This window comes from Embleya sp. NPDC050493 (assembly GCF_044458105.1).
GTDB lineage: Bacteria > Actinomycetota > Actinomycetes > Streptomycetales > Streptomycetaceae > Embleya.
In genome coordinates, this window is sequence record NZ_JBITHP010000003.1 from 538,169 (window position 1) to 552,718 (window position 14,550).

General features: G+C 71.2%; 9 protein-coding genes. 3 read left to right on the plus strand and 6 right to left on the minus strand.

All coding sequences use genetic code 11. The annotated features are described in order from the left end of the window. Positions 1–119 precede the first annotated feature (119 nt). A complete protein-coding gene (locus ACIBM5_RS09095) occupies positions 120–887 on the minus strand; it encodes an amino acid ABC transporter ATP-binding protein (protein ID WP_396006167.1) in 768 nt (255 codons plus the stop codon). 148 nt (positions 888–1,035) lie between these two features. Between ACIBM5_RS09095 and ACIBM5_RS09100 the strand changes: the two genes are divergently transcribed. After that, a complete protein-coding gene (locus ACIBM5_RS09100; RefSeq protein WP_391583984.1) occupies positions 1,036–2,190 on the plus strand; it encodes an ROK family protein in 1,155 nt (384 codons plus the stop codon). A 75-nt stretch (positions 2,191–2,265) separates the two neighbouring features. On the opposite strand, the gene dnaE is transcribed toward ACIBM5_RS09100, so the two are convergent. Further along, the gene (gene dnaE, locus ACIBM5_RS09105; RefSeq protein ID WP_396006168.1) at positions 2,266–5,874 is read right to left on the minus strand and encodes a DNA polymerase III subunit alpha; all 3,609 of its coding nucleotides are present in this window, start codon (positions 5,872–5,874) and stop codon (positions 2,266–2,268) included. Between the two features lie 148 nt (positions 5,875–6,022). On the opposite strand from dnaE, the gene ACIBM5_RS09110 reads away from it, so the two are divergent. Both ACIBM5_RS09110 and ACIBM5_RS09115 read left to right on the plus strand, forming a co-directional pair. After that, positions 6,023–7,003 carry a LysR family transcriptional regulator gene (locus ACIBM5_RS09110; RefSeq protein ID WP_396006169.1) on the plus strand — a complete coding sequence of 327 codons (981 nt, stop codon included), beginning with the start codon at positions 6,023–6,025 and terminating at the stop codon, positions 7,001–7,003. 245 nt (positions 7,004–7,248) lie between these two features. After that, on the plus strand, positions 7,249–7,836 hold the full coding sequence (locus ACIBM5_RS09115; RefSeq protein ID WP_396006170.1) for a LuxR C-terminal-related transcriptional regulator: 588 nt from the start codon (positions 7,249–7,251) through the stop codon (positions 7,834–7,836). A 119-nt stretch (positions 7,837–7,955) separates the two neighbouring features. Here the strand turns inward: ACIBM5_RS09115 and ACIBM5_RS09120 are convergent, their stop codons facing one another. The 4 genes from ACIBM5_RS09120 to lanKC all read right to left on the minus strand — a co-directional run bounded on the left by ACIBM5_RS09120 (position 7,956) and on the right by lanKC (position 14,458). Beyond that, positions 7,956–9,680 (minus strand): ATP-binding cassette domain-containing protein, encoded by a 1,725-nt coding sequence (locus ACIBM5_RS09120; RefSeq protein WP_396006171.1) that lies wholly within the window; start codon positions 9,678–9,680, stop codon positions 7,956–7,958. Beyond that, positions 9,677–11,476, minus strand: a complete 1,800-nt coding sequence (locus tag ACIBM5_RS09125) for an ABC transporter ATP-binding protein (protein WP_396006172.1) — start codon at positions 11,474–11,476, stop codon at positions 9,677–9,679. Before ACIBM5_RS09125 ends, ACIBM5_RS09120 begins: the two co-directional genes overlap by 4 nt. Before the next feature lie 153 nt (positions 11,477–11,629). After that, on the minus strand, positions 11,630–11,758 hold the full coding sequence (locus ACIBM5_RS09130) for a SapB/AmfS family lanthipeptide (RefSeq protein ID WP_396006173.1): 129 nt from the start codon (positions 11,756–11,758) through the stop codon (positions 11,630–11,632). Between the two features lie 102 nt (positions 11,759–11,860). Beyond that, positions 11,861–14,458, minus strand: coding sequence for a class III lanthionine synthetase LanKC (gene lanKC / locus ACIBM5_RS09135; RefSeq protein ID WP_396006174.1), 2,598 nt, complete (start codon positions 14,456–14,458; stop codon positions 11,861–11,863). Between the last annotated feature and the right edge of the window lie 92 nt (positions 14,459–14,550).

Here is a 14,550-nt window from a genome sequence, read left to right on the forward strand (position 1 = left end):
TGGCCCCGACGCTCGGCGGTTGGGTGCTGCGGTGGGTCGCGGGTCTTCGCCGGTCCGGTGAGACCCGGTGACCCGGGGCCGCGGAGGGCCCGGTGGGACCCGGTGGGTGCCCGGGTGGGTCAGTGGCTGAGCACCTTGGACAGGAAGTCCCGGGCGCGGTCGGTGGTCGGTGCGGTGAAGAAGGTCTCGGGTGTGCCGACTTCGACGATCTGTCCGTCGGCCATGAAGACCACCCGGTCCGCGGCGCGGCGGGCGAAGCCCATCTCGTGCGTGACCACGACCATGGTCATGCCCTCGCGGGCCAGGTCGACCATCACGTCCAGGACCTCGTTGACCATCTCCGGGTCCAGGGCGCTGGTCGGTTCGTCGAAGAGCATCACCTTGGGCTGCATGGCCAGTGCCCGGGCGATGGCCGCCCGCTGCTGCTGGCCACCGGACAGTTGCGCCGGGTAGTGGTCCGCCTTGTCGGCGATGCCCACCCGGTCCAGCAGCGCCCGGGCCTGTCGGTCCGCCTCGCTTGCGGACAGACCCTTGACCCGGGTCGGTCCGAGCGTGACGTTCTGCAACACGGTCTTGTGTGCGAACAGGTTGAACTGTTGGAAGACCATGCCCACTTCGGTGCGCAGCCGGGCCAACGCCCGACCCTCGGCGGGCAGTTCCTCCCCGTCCAGCAGGACCACGCCGGAATCGACGTTCTCCAGCCGGTTCAGACAGCGGCACAGCGTCGATTTGCCCGCGCCGGAGGGGCCGATCAGCACGACCACCTCGCCTGCGGCGACGGTCAGGTCCACGTCGGTCAGCACGCGGACCGCCCCGAACGACTTGTTGATGGCGCGCGCCTCGACCATGGGCGTCAGTACGGCGGAAGAAGGCGACGCGGACTTCATCAACGCTCCATCTTTGTTCGGAATCGAAGTTTCGTGTGACAGTAGAAGCGAAATTCGAAGGAAGTCAATGCCTTGCTGGTTATTACCTGGTGTGCTATTCCTGTCACAGCCGTACCGCAGCAGGTGTGCCTCGAACGGGAGTGGGACGTTGGCTGGAACCGCGGGTGACCTGGTGCGACTGGTGGCCAAGGGGCACGGTCGATCCCGGGCGGAACTCGCCCGACTGAGCGGCATGGCCCCGTCGAGCGTCTCCCTGCGTGTGGAGGAACTCATCGACGCCGGGCTGCTGCGCGAGGACGGCGAGGGCGCCTCCCGAGGCGGCCGACGTCCCCGGCAGTTGCGCCTGCACGAGAACGCGGGTGTGGTGGTGGCCGTCGACGTGGGCACCCACCACCTGCGGATGGCGGTTCTGGACCTGGCCGGCCGGGTCCTCCTGGAGCACGAACTCCCCGGCGACATCACCGAAGGACCCGAGCAGGTGAGCGAACGCCTGCTGGAACACATCCGGATGACGCTCCGTCAGGCAACCGTCGAAAAGTTGCCGTTGCTCGGCGTCGGCATCGGCATGCCCGGCCCGGTCGATCCGACCGCCGCCAAGGTGATCGCGCCCTCCCGGATGCCCGGCTGGAACGAGTACCCGATCGGTCGCCGGATGAGCGAACTCCTCGGCGTACGCGTGGTGGTGGAGAACGACGCCAATCTGATGGCGGTGGGCGAACACCGCTACGGCTGGCCGGATCGGGACAACCTGATGGCGGTCAAGGCCGGCACCGGGATCGGCTGCGGCATCATCGCGTCCGGGAAGCTGCATCGCGGGCGCGGCGCGGCCGGCGACATCAGCCACGTCCCGGTGCACGTCCCCGAACCGGTCACCTGCTCGTGCGGACACTCCGACTGCCTGGAGGCGCACGCGAGCGGCGCGGCCCTGCGCCGCACGCTGCGTGCGCAGGGCATCGAGGTCTCCTCGTCACGCCAACTGGTCGAACTGGTCAACGACGGCGTACCCGAGGTGACCACGCTGGTCCGCAACGCCGGCCGGCTGGCCGGTCAGGTGCTCACCCCGCTGGTGAACTTCTTCAACCCGGACGTGCTCGTCCTCGGCGGTGGCCTCTCCGCGGCCGAACCCTTCGTCGCCGCCGTACGCGGCGCGATCTACGAACGCTGCCTGCCGCTGGCCACCCGCGACCTGGAGATCGCCACCGCCGTCACCGGCCGCGACGCATGCATGCTGGGCGCGGGCGCCCTGGTCCTGGACGAGGTCCTGGCCAGCGAATGGGTCGACGACACCCTGTCCGCCCGCTGACGGACCCACCTCACGCCGGACGGCCGCTCGGCTACCCGACGGGGACGCCGGCCGTCCCACGCGGCGGCGGCGTGTTCAGCCGGCGCCGGCCCAGGTGTCGGGGCCGAAGCTGCCCTTGATGTCGGAGGCCAGGGTGGTCGGGTTCACCTTGGCGGCCAGGGCGTAGACGGTCGTCTTGTGGGTGGCGCGGACGGTGAGGTGGACCGGGGTGTCGCCGGGGTGGGCGGTGAGGATGCGCTTGAGTTCGGCCACCGATTGTTCGGTGACGCGGTGGGCGGGGAGGGCGAGGCGGACGGGGGGTCTTCCGCCGTGTTCCGCGGATGACACGTCCAGCACGGTCGCTTCCCGGCCGAAGATGTTCGGGGTTCCGTCCCGGTCCTCGATCCGGCCGGTGACGCGGACGACGTGGTCCTCGACCAGTGCGTGCCGGACGAGGCGGTAGACGGCGGGGAAGAACAGGACCTCGATGCCGGCGTCCCGGTCTTCGAGGTTGACGATGGCCCACACGTTGCCCTGCTTGGTCGTCTTGAGTTGTACGCCGGTGATCAGCCCCGCCAGCCGGACGTCGCCGGAGCCGCGTTCGGGGCCGGAGCCCGAGCCGAGCAGCGCCGCGATGGAGCAGTCCCGCGCGGCGGCGAGGATGTGCTCGGCCCCGTCCAGCGGGTGAGCGGAGACGTACAGGCCGAGCATCTCGCGTTCGGTGGCCAGGAGTTGCCGCCGGGGCCACTCGGCGTCGTCGATCGGGAAGTCCAGCCCGAAGGCGGGCCCGTCGCCGTCCGCCGCGCCCGCGTCGGCGAAGAGATCGTCCTGGCCGAAGCTCGCCGCCTTCTTCACCGGGATGAACGCGTCGATGGCGTCCTCGTGGGCGGCGGCCAGGCCCTTGCGCGAATGCCCCAGGGAGTCGAACGTGCCGGCCTTGATCAGCGAGTCCACGGCCCGCTCGTTCAAGGCGGGCAGGTCCGCCTTGGTCAGGAAGTCCGCGAAGGAGGTGAACTTCCCCTTCCGGCGCCGGGCTTCGACGACGGCGTCGATGACGGTGTCGCCGACGTTGCGCACGGACCGCAGCCCGAACCGCACATCGTCACCGACGGCGGTGAACTCTGCGACGGACTCGTTGACATCGGGTGGCAGTACACGCACCCCGTTCTTGCGGGCGTCGGCGAGGTAGATCGCGGCCTTGTCCTTGTCGTCGCCGACGGAGGTGAGCAGCGCGGCCATGTACTCGGCCGGGTGGTTGGCCTTGAGGTAGGCGGTCCAATACGAGACGAGGCCGTAACCGGCGGTATGGGACTTGTTGAACGCGTAACCGGAGAACGGGAGCATGACGTCCCACAGCGCCTTGATCGCTTCCTCGCCGAAGCCGTTGCCGCGCATGCCGTCGTGGAACCGGTCCCATTCCGCGGCGAGCACCTCCGGCTTCTTCTTGCCCATCGCCCGGCGCAACAGGTCCGCGCCGCCCAGGGTGTAGCCGGCCAGTTCCCGGGCGATGGCCATGATCTGCTCCTGGTAGACGAGCAGATGGAAGGTGTTCCCGAGGATCGGCTCCAGGGCGTCGCGCAGTTCGGGGTGGATCGGGGTGATCTCCTGGCGACCGGTCTTGCGGTGCGCGTAGTTGGTGTGTGCGTTCGCCGCCATGGGGCCGGGCCGGTACAGGGCGTTGACCGCGGCGATGTCCTCGAACCGGGTGGGTTCCATCTGTCGCAGCAACACGCGCATGCCGCCGCCGTCGAGTTGGAAGACGCCGAACGTGTTGCCCTCGGCCAGCAGTCGGTACGTCCGGGCGTCGTCCAGGGGGATCACCGTGGCCGAGGAATCGGCGTCCAGCGGGTCGACGGTGGCCAGGTCGATGCCCCGGTTCTCGCGGATGTTCTCGATGGCCTGGTCGATCACGCCCAGGTTCCGCAGGCCCAGGAAGTCCATCTTGATCAGGCCCATCGCCTCGCACGAGGGGTAGTCGAATCCGGTGATCCGCACGCCGTCCGAGGCGCGCATGTGCAGCGGGATGCGGTCGGTGAGTCTGGTCTTGGACAGGATCACCGCCGCGGCGTGCACACCGGTGCCGCGGATCAGGCCCTCGACTCCGCGCGCGGTGTCCAGTACCCGCCTGACGTCCGGCTCCTCGTCGTACATGCGGCGCAGTTCGCCGGCCTCGGCATACCGCTCGTGGGCGGCGTCGAAGACCGCGGCCAGCGGGGCGGGCTTGCCGTTGTGGTCCGGCGGGAGTGCCTTGGTGATGCGCTCGCCGTGGGAGTACGGATAGCCCAGGATGCGGGCGGAGTCCTTGATCGCGTTCTTCGCCTTGATCCGGCCGAAGGTGTTCACCATGGCGGTGTACTCGTCGCCGTACTTCTCGGTGACGTAGCGGACCATGCGGTCGCGTTGGCGGTCGTCGAAGTCGAGGTCGACGTCCGGCGGGTTGATTCGCTCGGGATTGAGGAACCGCTCGAACAGCAGGCCGTGTTCCAGTGGGCACAGTTCGGTGATGCGCGTGGCGTAGGCCACGATGGAGCCGGTGGCCGAACCGCGGCCGGGACCGAGCGGGATCCGGTTGTCCCGGGCGTGCCGGCAGATGTCGGCGACGACGAGGAAGTACGAGCTGAAGCCCATCGGGCCGATGACGGACATCTCGGTCTCGAAGCGATCCAGGACGTGCGCGGGGATCGGATCCCCGTAGCGCATCGCCAACCCCCTGAGGACCTCCCTGCGCAGCCAGGACTCCTGGCTCTCGCCGGCGGGTACGTCCGGGAAGTGCGGCATCTCGTCGACGTAGTCGAAGACGTCGTCGTAGGACTCGACACGTTCGGCGATCAGCAGGGTGTTGTCGCAGGCCTCGGGCAACTCCGCGAACAGGGTGCGCATTTCGGCAGCGGATTTGAGGTAGTAGCCGGAGCCGTCGAAGCGGAACCGCTTGGGGTCGTTCTTGTCCTTGCCGACGCCGATGCACAGCAGGCTGTCGTGTGCGTCGGCCTGGTCCTCGGTGACGTAGTGCGCGTCGTTGGTGGCCAGGAGCGGCAGGCGCAACTCCCGGGCCAGGCGGAGCAGTCCGTCGCGGACTTCGCGTTCGATGGTCAGACCGTGGTCCATCAGTTCCAGGAAGTAGTTCTCCGGACCGAAGATCTCGCGGTAGGCCGCCGCGGCGGCCTTCGCCTCGTCGTACTGGTTCAGCCGCAGGCGGGTCTGCACCTCGCCGGAGGGGCAGCCGGTCGTGGCGATGATGCCGTCCGGCCGCTGCGCGATCGACTCCCGGTCCATACGCGGCTTGCCCGCCGGGAACTGGCCCTCGTACCCGGCCTGGGTGCTCAGCCGGAACAGGTTCCGCAGCCCCCGGACGTCGCGCGCCCACATGGTCATGTGCGTGAAGCGGCCGCCTCCCGAGACGTCCTTCGAGCCCTCGCCGTCGTTGCCGACGGCGCGCCGGCCACCGGGTCCCCAGAACTCCTGCTTCCGGGAGAACCGGGACGAGGGCGCCACATACGCCTCGATACCGATGATCGGCTTGACGCCGTCGAAGCCCTTCGCGACCCGGGCGAACTCGTGCGCGCCGAACATGTTGCCGTGGTCGCTCATGGCGATCGCGGGCATCCCGAGCCGGGCGACCTCGCCGAACATCGGCCCGAGCTTCTGGGCGCCGTCGAGCATCGAGTATTCGGTGTGGTTGTGCAGGTGGACGAAGGAATTCGGCACGCGTGAGTCATCTCCGAGGCCGGCGGGAGACCGCCATTGGTGAAACCGGGCGTTGACCGGAGACATCAAATCGAGCATGCCGTAACGGGATCAAACAACTATCTCGCCCACTGCCCACAACCTCTGGTTGTGCTCCTAGGATGACGGCGTGGATATCGCCGCCGTGCGCACCTTCGTCGCCGCCGTGGACGCGGGGCAGTTCCAGTCGGCCGCGGCGCAACTGTCGATCACCCAGCAGGCCGTCTCCAAGCGCATCGCCGCGCTGGAGAAGGACCTCGGTGTGCAGCTGTTCGTGCGGACCGCGCGCGGAGCCCGGTTGACCATCGACGGGCAGGTGTTCCTGCCGCATGCCCGGGATCTTCTGCACGCCGAGGAGCAGGCCGCCGCGTCCGTGCGTCCGGGGCGGCGCGCGCTGCGGGTCGACGTGGTGGGTCGACGGCTCGCCCCGGCCGGCCTGGTCCGCGAATTCCATCGCGCGCACCCGGAGATCGGGCTCGACGTGGTGACCCTCTTCGGCGCGGACGCCGCCGTGGACGCGGTACGGTCCGGCGCCATCGACGCGACCCTGCGTGCCGTCACGATGCCCGGTCGGCAGTTGCCGGACGGTGTCGAGGCGACCCCGGTCCTCGACGAGCCGCTTCGGTTGTTCGTCGGCCCCGCCCACGAGTTCGCCACCGCCCGTGCGGTCGCGCTCGACCGACTGGTCGGGCAGCGGATCTGGATGCCGGGCAACATCCGCGGCACCGAGTGGACCGCCTACTACGACGCACTCGCCGCCGCGTTCGGGCTCACCATCGACACGATCGGTCCCGACTTCGGCATCGAGGCGCTCCTCGACACGATCGCCGACTCGTCGACGTTGGCGACCTTCCTCACCGACCGAACGCCGCTCGTCTGGCCGGTCGGCCACGACCTGCGGCTCATCCCCCTGTGCGATCCGACCCCGATCTACCCGCACTCGCTGGTCTGGCGCACGGACAATCCGCACCCGGCGCTCACCGCGCTCCGCGACCACCTCGCCGCGTCGGCACCCGAGGACCGGGAGGGCGAGACCTGGGCGCCGTCCTGGGCCCGAACCCGACGCTCCGATCGCCCGCGTCGACCCGGCGGTGACGGGCGCCGCAGGTAGCGGGCGAGCGCGTCCCGCGTCCTTCCTTCCGTGCCGACCGGGGCCGTGCCGGTCGCGCCGTCGGCCCGGTGTGATCGAGAGCGGCCCCTAGCGGTCGTGGTTCGACAGGAAGTGTGAGCGACGGATCCAAACGTCGCACAAACGCATCATTCGGTTACGGGTTGTGGTGTAAGTCGTGGGGCGGGGTAGCTATCGAGGTGCTCGACGGGCAACTTCGGGACGTCGGCGTCGATTGGGAGCGAACAATGATCCGCGTTCTCTTGGTGCACGACACGGAATTGATGCGATCGGCGCTCACCGCGCTGCTCGATCGTGAGGAGGACATCGAAGTGGAGGCCGACAGTTGGGACGGCGCACCGAATCGGGCCCGGTGTCAGCGCCCGCACGTCTGCGTGGTGGACGTGGACTGTCCCGGGTCCGTGCAGTTGCCGCGCCGGCCGGTCGATCCGGACTGTGCCCTGCTCGTCCTGGCCACGACCTCCCGGCCGGGCAGCCTGTGCCGGGCGGCCGAGGCCAAGGCCATGGGCTTCGTGGACAAGGACGCCCAGCCTCCGCAACTGCCGCGGGCGATCCGGCTGGTGGCCGCCGGACGGCGCTACGTGGACGGGTCGCTCGCGCTGGACCTGCTGCGGGCCGCGAGCGCCCCGCTGACCCCCCGCGAGATGCGGGTGCTGACCCTGGCCGCCGAGGGGGCATCCGCTCCGGAGATAGCCCGTAACCTGCGGCTCAGCATCGGCACGGTCCGGAACTACATGTCCGCGATCACCCGCAAGACGGGTGCCCGCAACCGGATCGACGCGATCCGGATCTCGCAGGACGCCGGCTGGGTATAGACCGGCCCGGTCGGATCCGGGCGCACCCCAGCCCGGATCCCGACCCCATTCGCCCCCCACGCCCCGCACCGCCCCGCACCGCCCCGCCGACGCCCGCTCCCATCGCATCGATGCCCGGCTCAGATCCGCTCGGCGTGCCAGTCCCCGACCAGATCCCGGTACAGCGACGAGCGATCCAGGAGCTCCCGATGCGTCCCGCACATCGCGTGCACGCCGTCCAGGACGAGCACCCGGTCCGCCCGTCGAGCCGAACTGATCCGATGGGCGACCACGATCAGCGTCCCGGGCCGCTCCGCGAAGGCCAGTTCGGCCCGCCGTTCGGCGACCGGGTCCAGGTGACAGGTGGCCTCGTCCAACAACACCAGGGGCGCCGGTGACAGGTGGGCCCGCGCCAAGGCGATCAACTGGCGCTCGCCCTGGGACAACGAGGCCGGGTCCACCGGCGCATCGAGTCCGCCGAGTCGATCGATCAGCGGCAACAGGCCGACGGCGTCCGCCGATGCGGTCAGCGCCGAGGTGGTCGCGCCGTCCGGGCACAGGTAGAGCAGGTTCTCCCGCACGCTGCCGGTGAACACGTACGCCTGCTGCGGGATGAGCACCCGCAGCCGGGACGGATCGCCGCCGACCGGGCGGACCGGCCGTCCGTCCACGTGCACCTCGCCCCCGTCCGGCGCGAGCACACCCGCGACGACGGCGGCCAGCGTCGACTTACCGATCCCACTGGGGCCGACCACCACGAGGTGCTCACCGGGTTCGACGATCAGGTCCAGATCGCGCAACACCGGTTCCGCGTTCGGGCCGTACGCGAACGTCACGCGGTGCATCCGCACCCGTGGCGGCCCGCCGGTCGTGCCCGCCACGTGCCGCGCCGCCGCCGGGCCGGCCGCCGGTCCCGAGGTGAGCCGATCCAGCACCACGAGCAGTCGGGTGCCGGCCGCGCCGAGCGCGTGCATCAACGTGTGCAGCGCCGGCAGCAGGGCCTGGGTGAGGTACGTCAGCGCACCCAGCAGCGCACCCGCGGTCAGGCCCCGGTCGAGCAGCCAGGGAGCGGTCACCAACAGCAGCAGGACCGGCAACTGCCCGGCCACCGCGAGTGCGATCGCCCGCGCGCCGGCCCACCGGGCCAACGACCGCGCCGCGCGGGCCTCGGCGTCGATCAGCGCGTGTGTGTGTGCCGCGACCGAATCGCGCGCACCGCCCGCGAGCACGTCGCGCAGTCCCGTCGCCACCGTCCCGAGTCGGGTGGACAGCGCCTCGTCGGCGTCCAGGAAGGCGCGCTGCCGGGAGGCCATCGGTGCCAGCGTGGCCAGGAAGAGCGCCAGTCCCAGCACCAGCGGTGGCACCACCACGACCAGCAACTCCGGTGCCAGCGCGGCCAGTCCGATCAGCGCGCCGAGCGCGGTGAAGACGAAGGAGCGGGCCACCAGGACCAGTCCGGCGAAGCTGTCCCGGGCGATCTCGCACTGGTTGGTCAGTCGGGAGACCACCGCGCTGTCCGCCGCGCGCGCCGGCGCCTCGATCGCCTCGACCAACGCGCCGGTCGCCACCCGCCGGACCAGCCCGTCGCGCAGCGGTTCGACCAGATCGGCCAGGCCGCGAAAGATTCCGCCCGTGGCCGCCCCGCCGAGCACGATCGCCACCGCCGCAACGGCCAGCCAGGCCAGACCGATTCCGGCGTGCCCGGCCAGGAAGCCGTGATCGAGGGCCATCGCCACGCCGTAGCCGCCGAGGAACGTCTGCGCCGACTCCAGCAGCGACCAGCCCGCGAGCCGGAGCAGGGCCGTCCGGCGCCGGGCCAGGAAACGCCGGGCCAGCGCGGGCACCCGGGATCGACCGCCGCTCACCGGTCCTCCCCGACCGGGTCGGACGCCGCGCCGGCAGCCGATCCACCGGGGCCCGACGGATCGCCCGGATCCGCGAACACCGCCCGATAGTCCGGGTCTTCCCACAGCGTCTCGTGCGGGCCGAGCGCGCGCACCCGGCCGCCCTCCAGCCACACGACCAGGTCGGCCCGCGCCGCCGAGGAGGCCCGGTGGGCGATCAGCAGCCGAGTGCCCGCGCGGACGTCACGGACCAGCGCCCGCCCGACCCGCAGTTCGGTGACGCTGTCCAGGCTCGAGGTGGCGTCGTCCAGCACGAGCAGCCGGCCGGCATGGGCGAACGCACGTGCCAGACCGAGTCGTTGCAGCTCGCCGCCGGACAGCGGCGCGGTAGCGAGCGGCGCCGCGTAGCCCTTGGGCAGCAGCCGGATGAAACTGTCGGCGCCGGCCGCCTCGGCGGCGACCTCGATCCGGCCGGGGGAGCAGGTGTAGGGCCCGAAGGCGATCGCCTCGGCGATCGTGTCGCCGAACAGGGCCGGCCGCTCGAAGGCGTACCCGACCTCCCGACGCAGCTGCGCCGGGTCGATCCCGGCCAGCGGTACGCCGTCCAGCAACACCGCACCCGCATCCACGTCGGTCAGCCGCCCGGCGACCGCGGCGAGCGTGGACTTGCCCGCGCCGGAGTGCCCGACCACGGCCGCGGTGGTGCCGCCCGGCACGATCAGGTGCACGTCGCGCAGCACCGGCGTGCCGTCGCGGACGACGGTGACCCCGCGTAGTTCGAGCCGGCCCGGGCCGTTCGCCGGAAGCGGGTCGCCGCCCGACCGCATCGGGGGCACGGCCAGCAACTCGGCGGTGCGGCGGGCCGCGGCGCGGCTGCGCACGAGGCCGTTGAGTTGCCCGACGGCGGCGCCCAGACCGGCGGCCAGTACGGCGTAGCGCGAGGCGGCAAGCAGTTCGCCGACGGTCAGGTCGCCGTGGGTCAGTCGCACCCCACCGACGGCGAGTACGGCCGTGGTCAGCAGCGGCACCAGGATTCCGGCGCCGGCCACGGCTCGTCCGTAGACGTGCCACATCCGCCTGCCCTGGTTGCCCAACTCGGGCAACGGCGCGAGGATTCGGTCGAGTTCGCGCGCCGAGCTGCCGGCGGCGGCGATCGTGCGCGCGCCGCCCAGCGCCTCGACGAGCCGGCCGGCGATGTCCGCCTGGACGCGCTGGTAACGGGCCACGCTGTCCGAGGAGTCGCGGACGAAGGCGCGCAACAACCAGGCCAGCAGCGGTACACCCGCCAGAAAGACGGCGAACAGCCGGATGTCGATCACCGCGAGAGCGATCAGGCCGCCGAGCGGAACGAACAGGGTGGCCACGCCGTTCGCGGCCGTGGTGGGGGCGGTGCTCGCCTCGGCGACGTTGCCGGTGAGCCGGGTGACCAGGTCGCCGGGGGTGCTGCGTTCGGCGGCGCGGTGCGGGGCGAGCGACAACACGTGGTCGACGCCCAGCCGGCGCAGCCAGGCGGCGGTGCGAGCGGTGGTGATCCCGCCCAGGAGCGCCTCGGCGGCGTCGAAGACGACCTCGGCCAGGATCAGGACGGCGCACAGGGCGACCGCGCGGCGTGCTCCGACGGCGTCGTCGAGGAGTAGGTCGAGCGCGTGGCCGAGGACGGCGGGCAGCGCGATCGCGACGGCCGCGGCGCCGAGACTGCAACCGAACACGGCCGCGGTGCGGCCCGCGCTGTGCCGGAGGGCGCCGGCCAGGAGTCGGCCGGTGCCGTCGGTGGGCGCCGGTTCGGCGCGTTCGGCTGTCCGGCGCGTTGCGGCCATGCGCTGCGATTCCTCGCCTCCGGGTGCGGGGTGCGGTCCTGGGAGTCTGGCGGGGGGCGTACTTTCGAGAGCAGCGGTCCCGGGCGGAATGCCGCCGCCCGGGACCGCGTTCAGCTCGTCATCTCGGGGTGTTCAACCCCGGCAGTGAGTCGGTCAGTTGCAGGTGACCAGGCTCAGGCTGCTGTTGCCGCACAGGAGGAGGCTGGCGCGGCTGCCACCGCCACCGCCGCCGAACTCGGGGGCCTCTTCGGTCTCCAGCGCCTGCAGGTCGAGAAGTGCCATGATGATCGTTCCTCTCGGTAGTGGAGCTCGTTCGTTCGGATGGTGCGCCGGCCCCCGGAACGGCGGGCCGGTCCTGCTTCGATCCCCGTGAAGGAATCGGCTCTAGGGCCGCGAAGGCGGCGGGAGGAAGGGCAGTTGCACGGGTCGGTCGTGCAGGGCGCTGCCCAACGCGAGCAGGCAACCGGCGGTGCCGGTGCTCAGGTCCATCGACAGGCGCATCATCTGCTCACCGGCGAAGGCCACATGCCCGCGGTAGGGGACGGCGCCCCAGGACAGCGACTCGATCTGCCGACGGATGTCGTCGGGTTCGGTGCCGGGACCTCCGGTGCTGGTGCGACTCAGGTGCAACACCATGCCCGCGGCGCCGCGGAACAGGCCGGGCTGGGCGTAGAACCTGGCCTGCGCGGCACGGACGATCTCGATCCGGGCCTGCTCGAAGTCGGCGTCGGGGCGGTGCGCGAGATAGTCGTCGAGGACCATTCCGATGCCCACGCTGCCCGCGCCCAGGTACGGCATCGTGCGCCGGCCCTCGTCGACCTGGAGGGTGCCGCCGACCGCGACCACGCAGCGGGCCAGGTCGGCCCGCAGCGCATCGGCGGCGGCATCCAACAGGCCCGGGTCGCGGAGCCGTTCGTACAGCCGCAGGTACAACAGCGCGCTGCCGGTGGCGCCGTGCAGGAGACCGGCGCGGGCCGGTGCGGGGCCGGTGCGGGCACGGTCGGCGAGTCGCTCGGCGCACGTGATCGCGTGGGTGTGCAGGCCGGTTTCGCCGGTGGAGGAGGCCAGTGCCTCCAGGGCCAGGCCGAGGCCGGCGAGTCCGCTGTGCAGATCGGATCCCAGGGTGCGCCGGTCCTGCGCCAGGATCGTGTCGACCAGATCCAGGGCCCGTTCCCGATGGCCGAGTCGGTCCAGTGTCCAGGCGACGCCGGACAGCCCGTCGTAGAAGCCGATCGGGTTCCCGGAGGGCAGGTTCTCGGTGCTGCGCAAAAGCCATTTCTCGGCCGCCGGCAGCGGCTCGGCATCGGTCTCGGCCAGGGCGTACAACACACCGGCCGCACCGTAGCCGAAGCAGGCGCCGCCGCCGGGCACGGCGAACTGGGTGATGTCGCCCGGGAAACAACGATCCTCGCGGTCCGGGGTCGCCGACGCGTGGATCGCCCGGGCCATCGAGTCGCGGCTGTTCGGCCAGTCGTCGAGGGCGACCGGCAGGTATGCGTCCGTCGACCGTGGGCCGTGCGCCGCCGGCGACGCCGCGTCCCGGGTCTGCTCCGGGTGGTGTCCGCGCAGGATCTCCTCGACCGCCGCATCCAGCCAGTCGGCCGGGATCGGGAACTGCTCGGCGGCGATGTCGGCCAGGTGCCGGGCCTTGCCCCGGTCCACGGTGAACAGGCTGGTCAGTGGCAGGAACAGGGCGATGCGCAGACAGGCGAGGGCGTAGCGGTCCACGTCGGCGCCGCGCCGGTCGCGCGGAGCGACGAAGCCGGGATTGGCGACCACCTGCCGACCGCTCTCGTCGTCGACGGCGGCGGCCTCGAAGTCGAGCAGCGTCACCGCGCTCTCGTCCTCGGACATCATGATGTTGAACAGGTGCAGGTCGTTGAAGACCACGCCGCGGGCATGGATCTGCGCGACCGCGTTCTCCACGAGTGTGTACACGCGCATCGCCCACTGGGTGTACTCGGCCAGGCGCTCGGGCGAGGGGTCCGTCTCGATCAACGGATGCCGGTGCGCGAAGAACGTGTTCAGCGGACTGCCCTGGATGAACTCCAGCACCAGGAACTTGTGTTCGCCGAGGTCGAACCAGTCGTGCACCTCGGGTGTACAGGCGAGTCCGCTCAGCCGGCGCAGCGCGTCGCGCTCGCGCTCCAGCCGGGTGACCGCGTCCGCGCCGTCCGCGGCGAGTCCGGCGTGCGGGCGGGCCTCCTTGAGCACGACCTGTTCGTCGGTGCGCAGGTCCCGGCCGATGTACACGCCACCGCCGTTGGAGAAGTGCAGCGCACGCTCGATCTTGTACGGGAGTTCGCCGACGGTGGTCGCGGAACGCGCGGCCAGGTGCGGGCCCAGGAAGGCGGGCAGTTCGAGCCACGGCGGCAGCCGGAAGGTGGGTTCGCGGCGGTCGGGGACCAGGGTGCCGGTGTCGTCCTCGATCGCGGGACACAGTTCGCCGCGCTCGTCGTGGCAGTTGCGTTCGGTGAAGCTGCCGTACCGCAGGTAGACCGGGCCCTCGCCCCAACGCAGGTCGCTGAGGATGTACGGGCCGGGCTCGCCGGCCAAGAGCGCGGCCAGGTCCGTCGCGATGCTTTGACACTGCCCGTCGTCGGCGGGGTAGACGGTGACGAATTTTCCGCTCCCGGCCCGCTCGGCGTACTTGGCGTTGCGAGTGTGCAGCAGGTACGGGCTCGGCACACACTTGAAGGCGATGCGGCGCGGGACGCAGTAGTCCCAGACCGCGGCGAGCACCTTGTCGGCGTTGCCCAGACAGGCGGAGACGTGGATCTTCCAGCCCTGGGCGGGCAGCGGGCACTCGATCGGTCGGAACGCGAGCCAGTCGCCGGAGTTGTGCCGCCGCCAGCCGTCCGGGAGTTCGCGGCGCGTGGTCTCGTAGGACGCCGCCGGACCGCTCTCGTCCGTGCGGAGTCGGTGCGGCGCGTCGTAGAAGGTTCGATCGGCGTCGCAGTAGACCGCGTACCCCTTGTTCATCGCACTCCCATTCCCGTTGGCCGGGTGCCGTTGGGAACACTGCCGGCGAAGCGGAGCGTGCGGCAGTCGTATTCATCACCAAACGCCCGTGA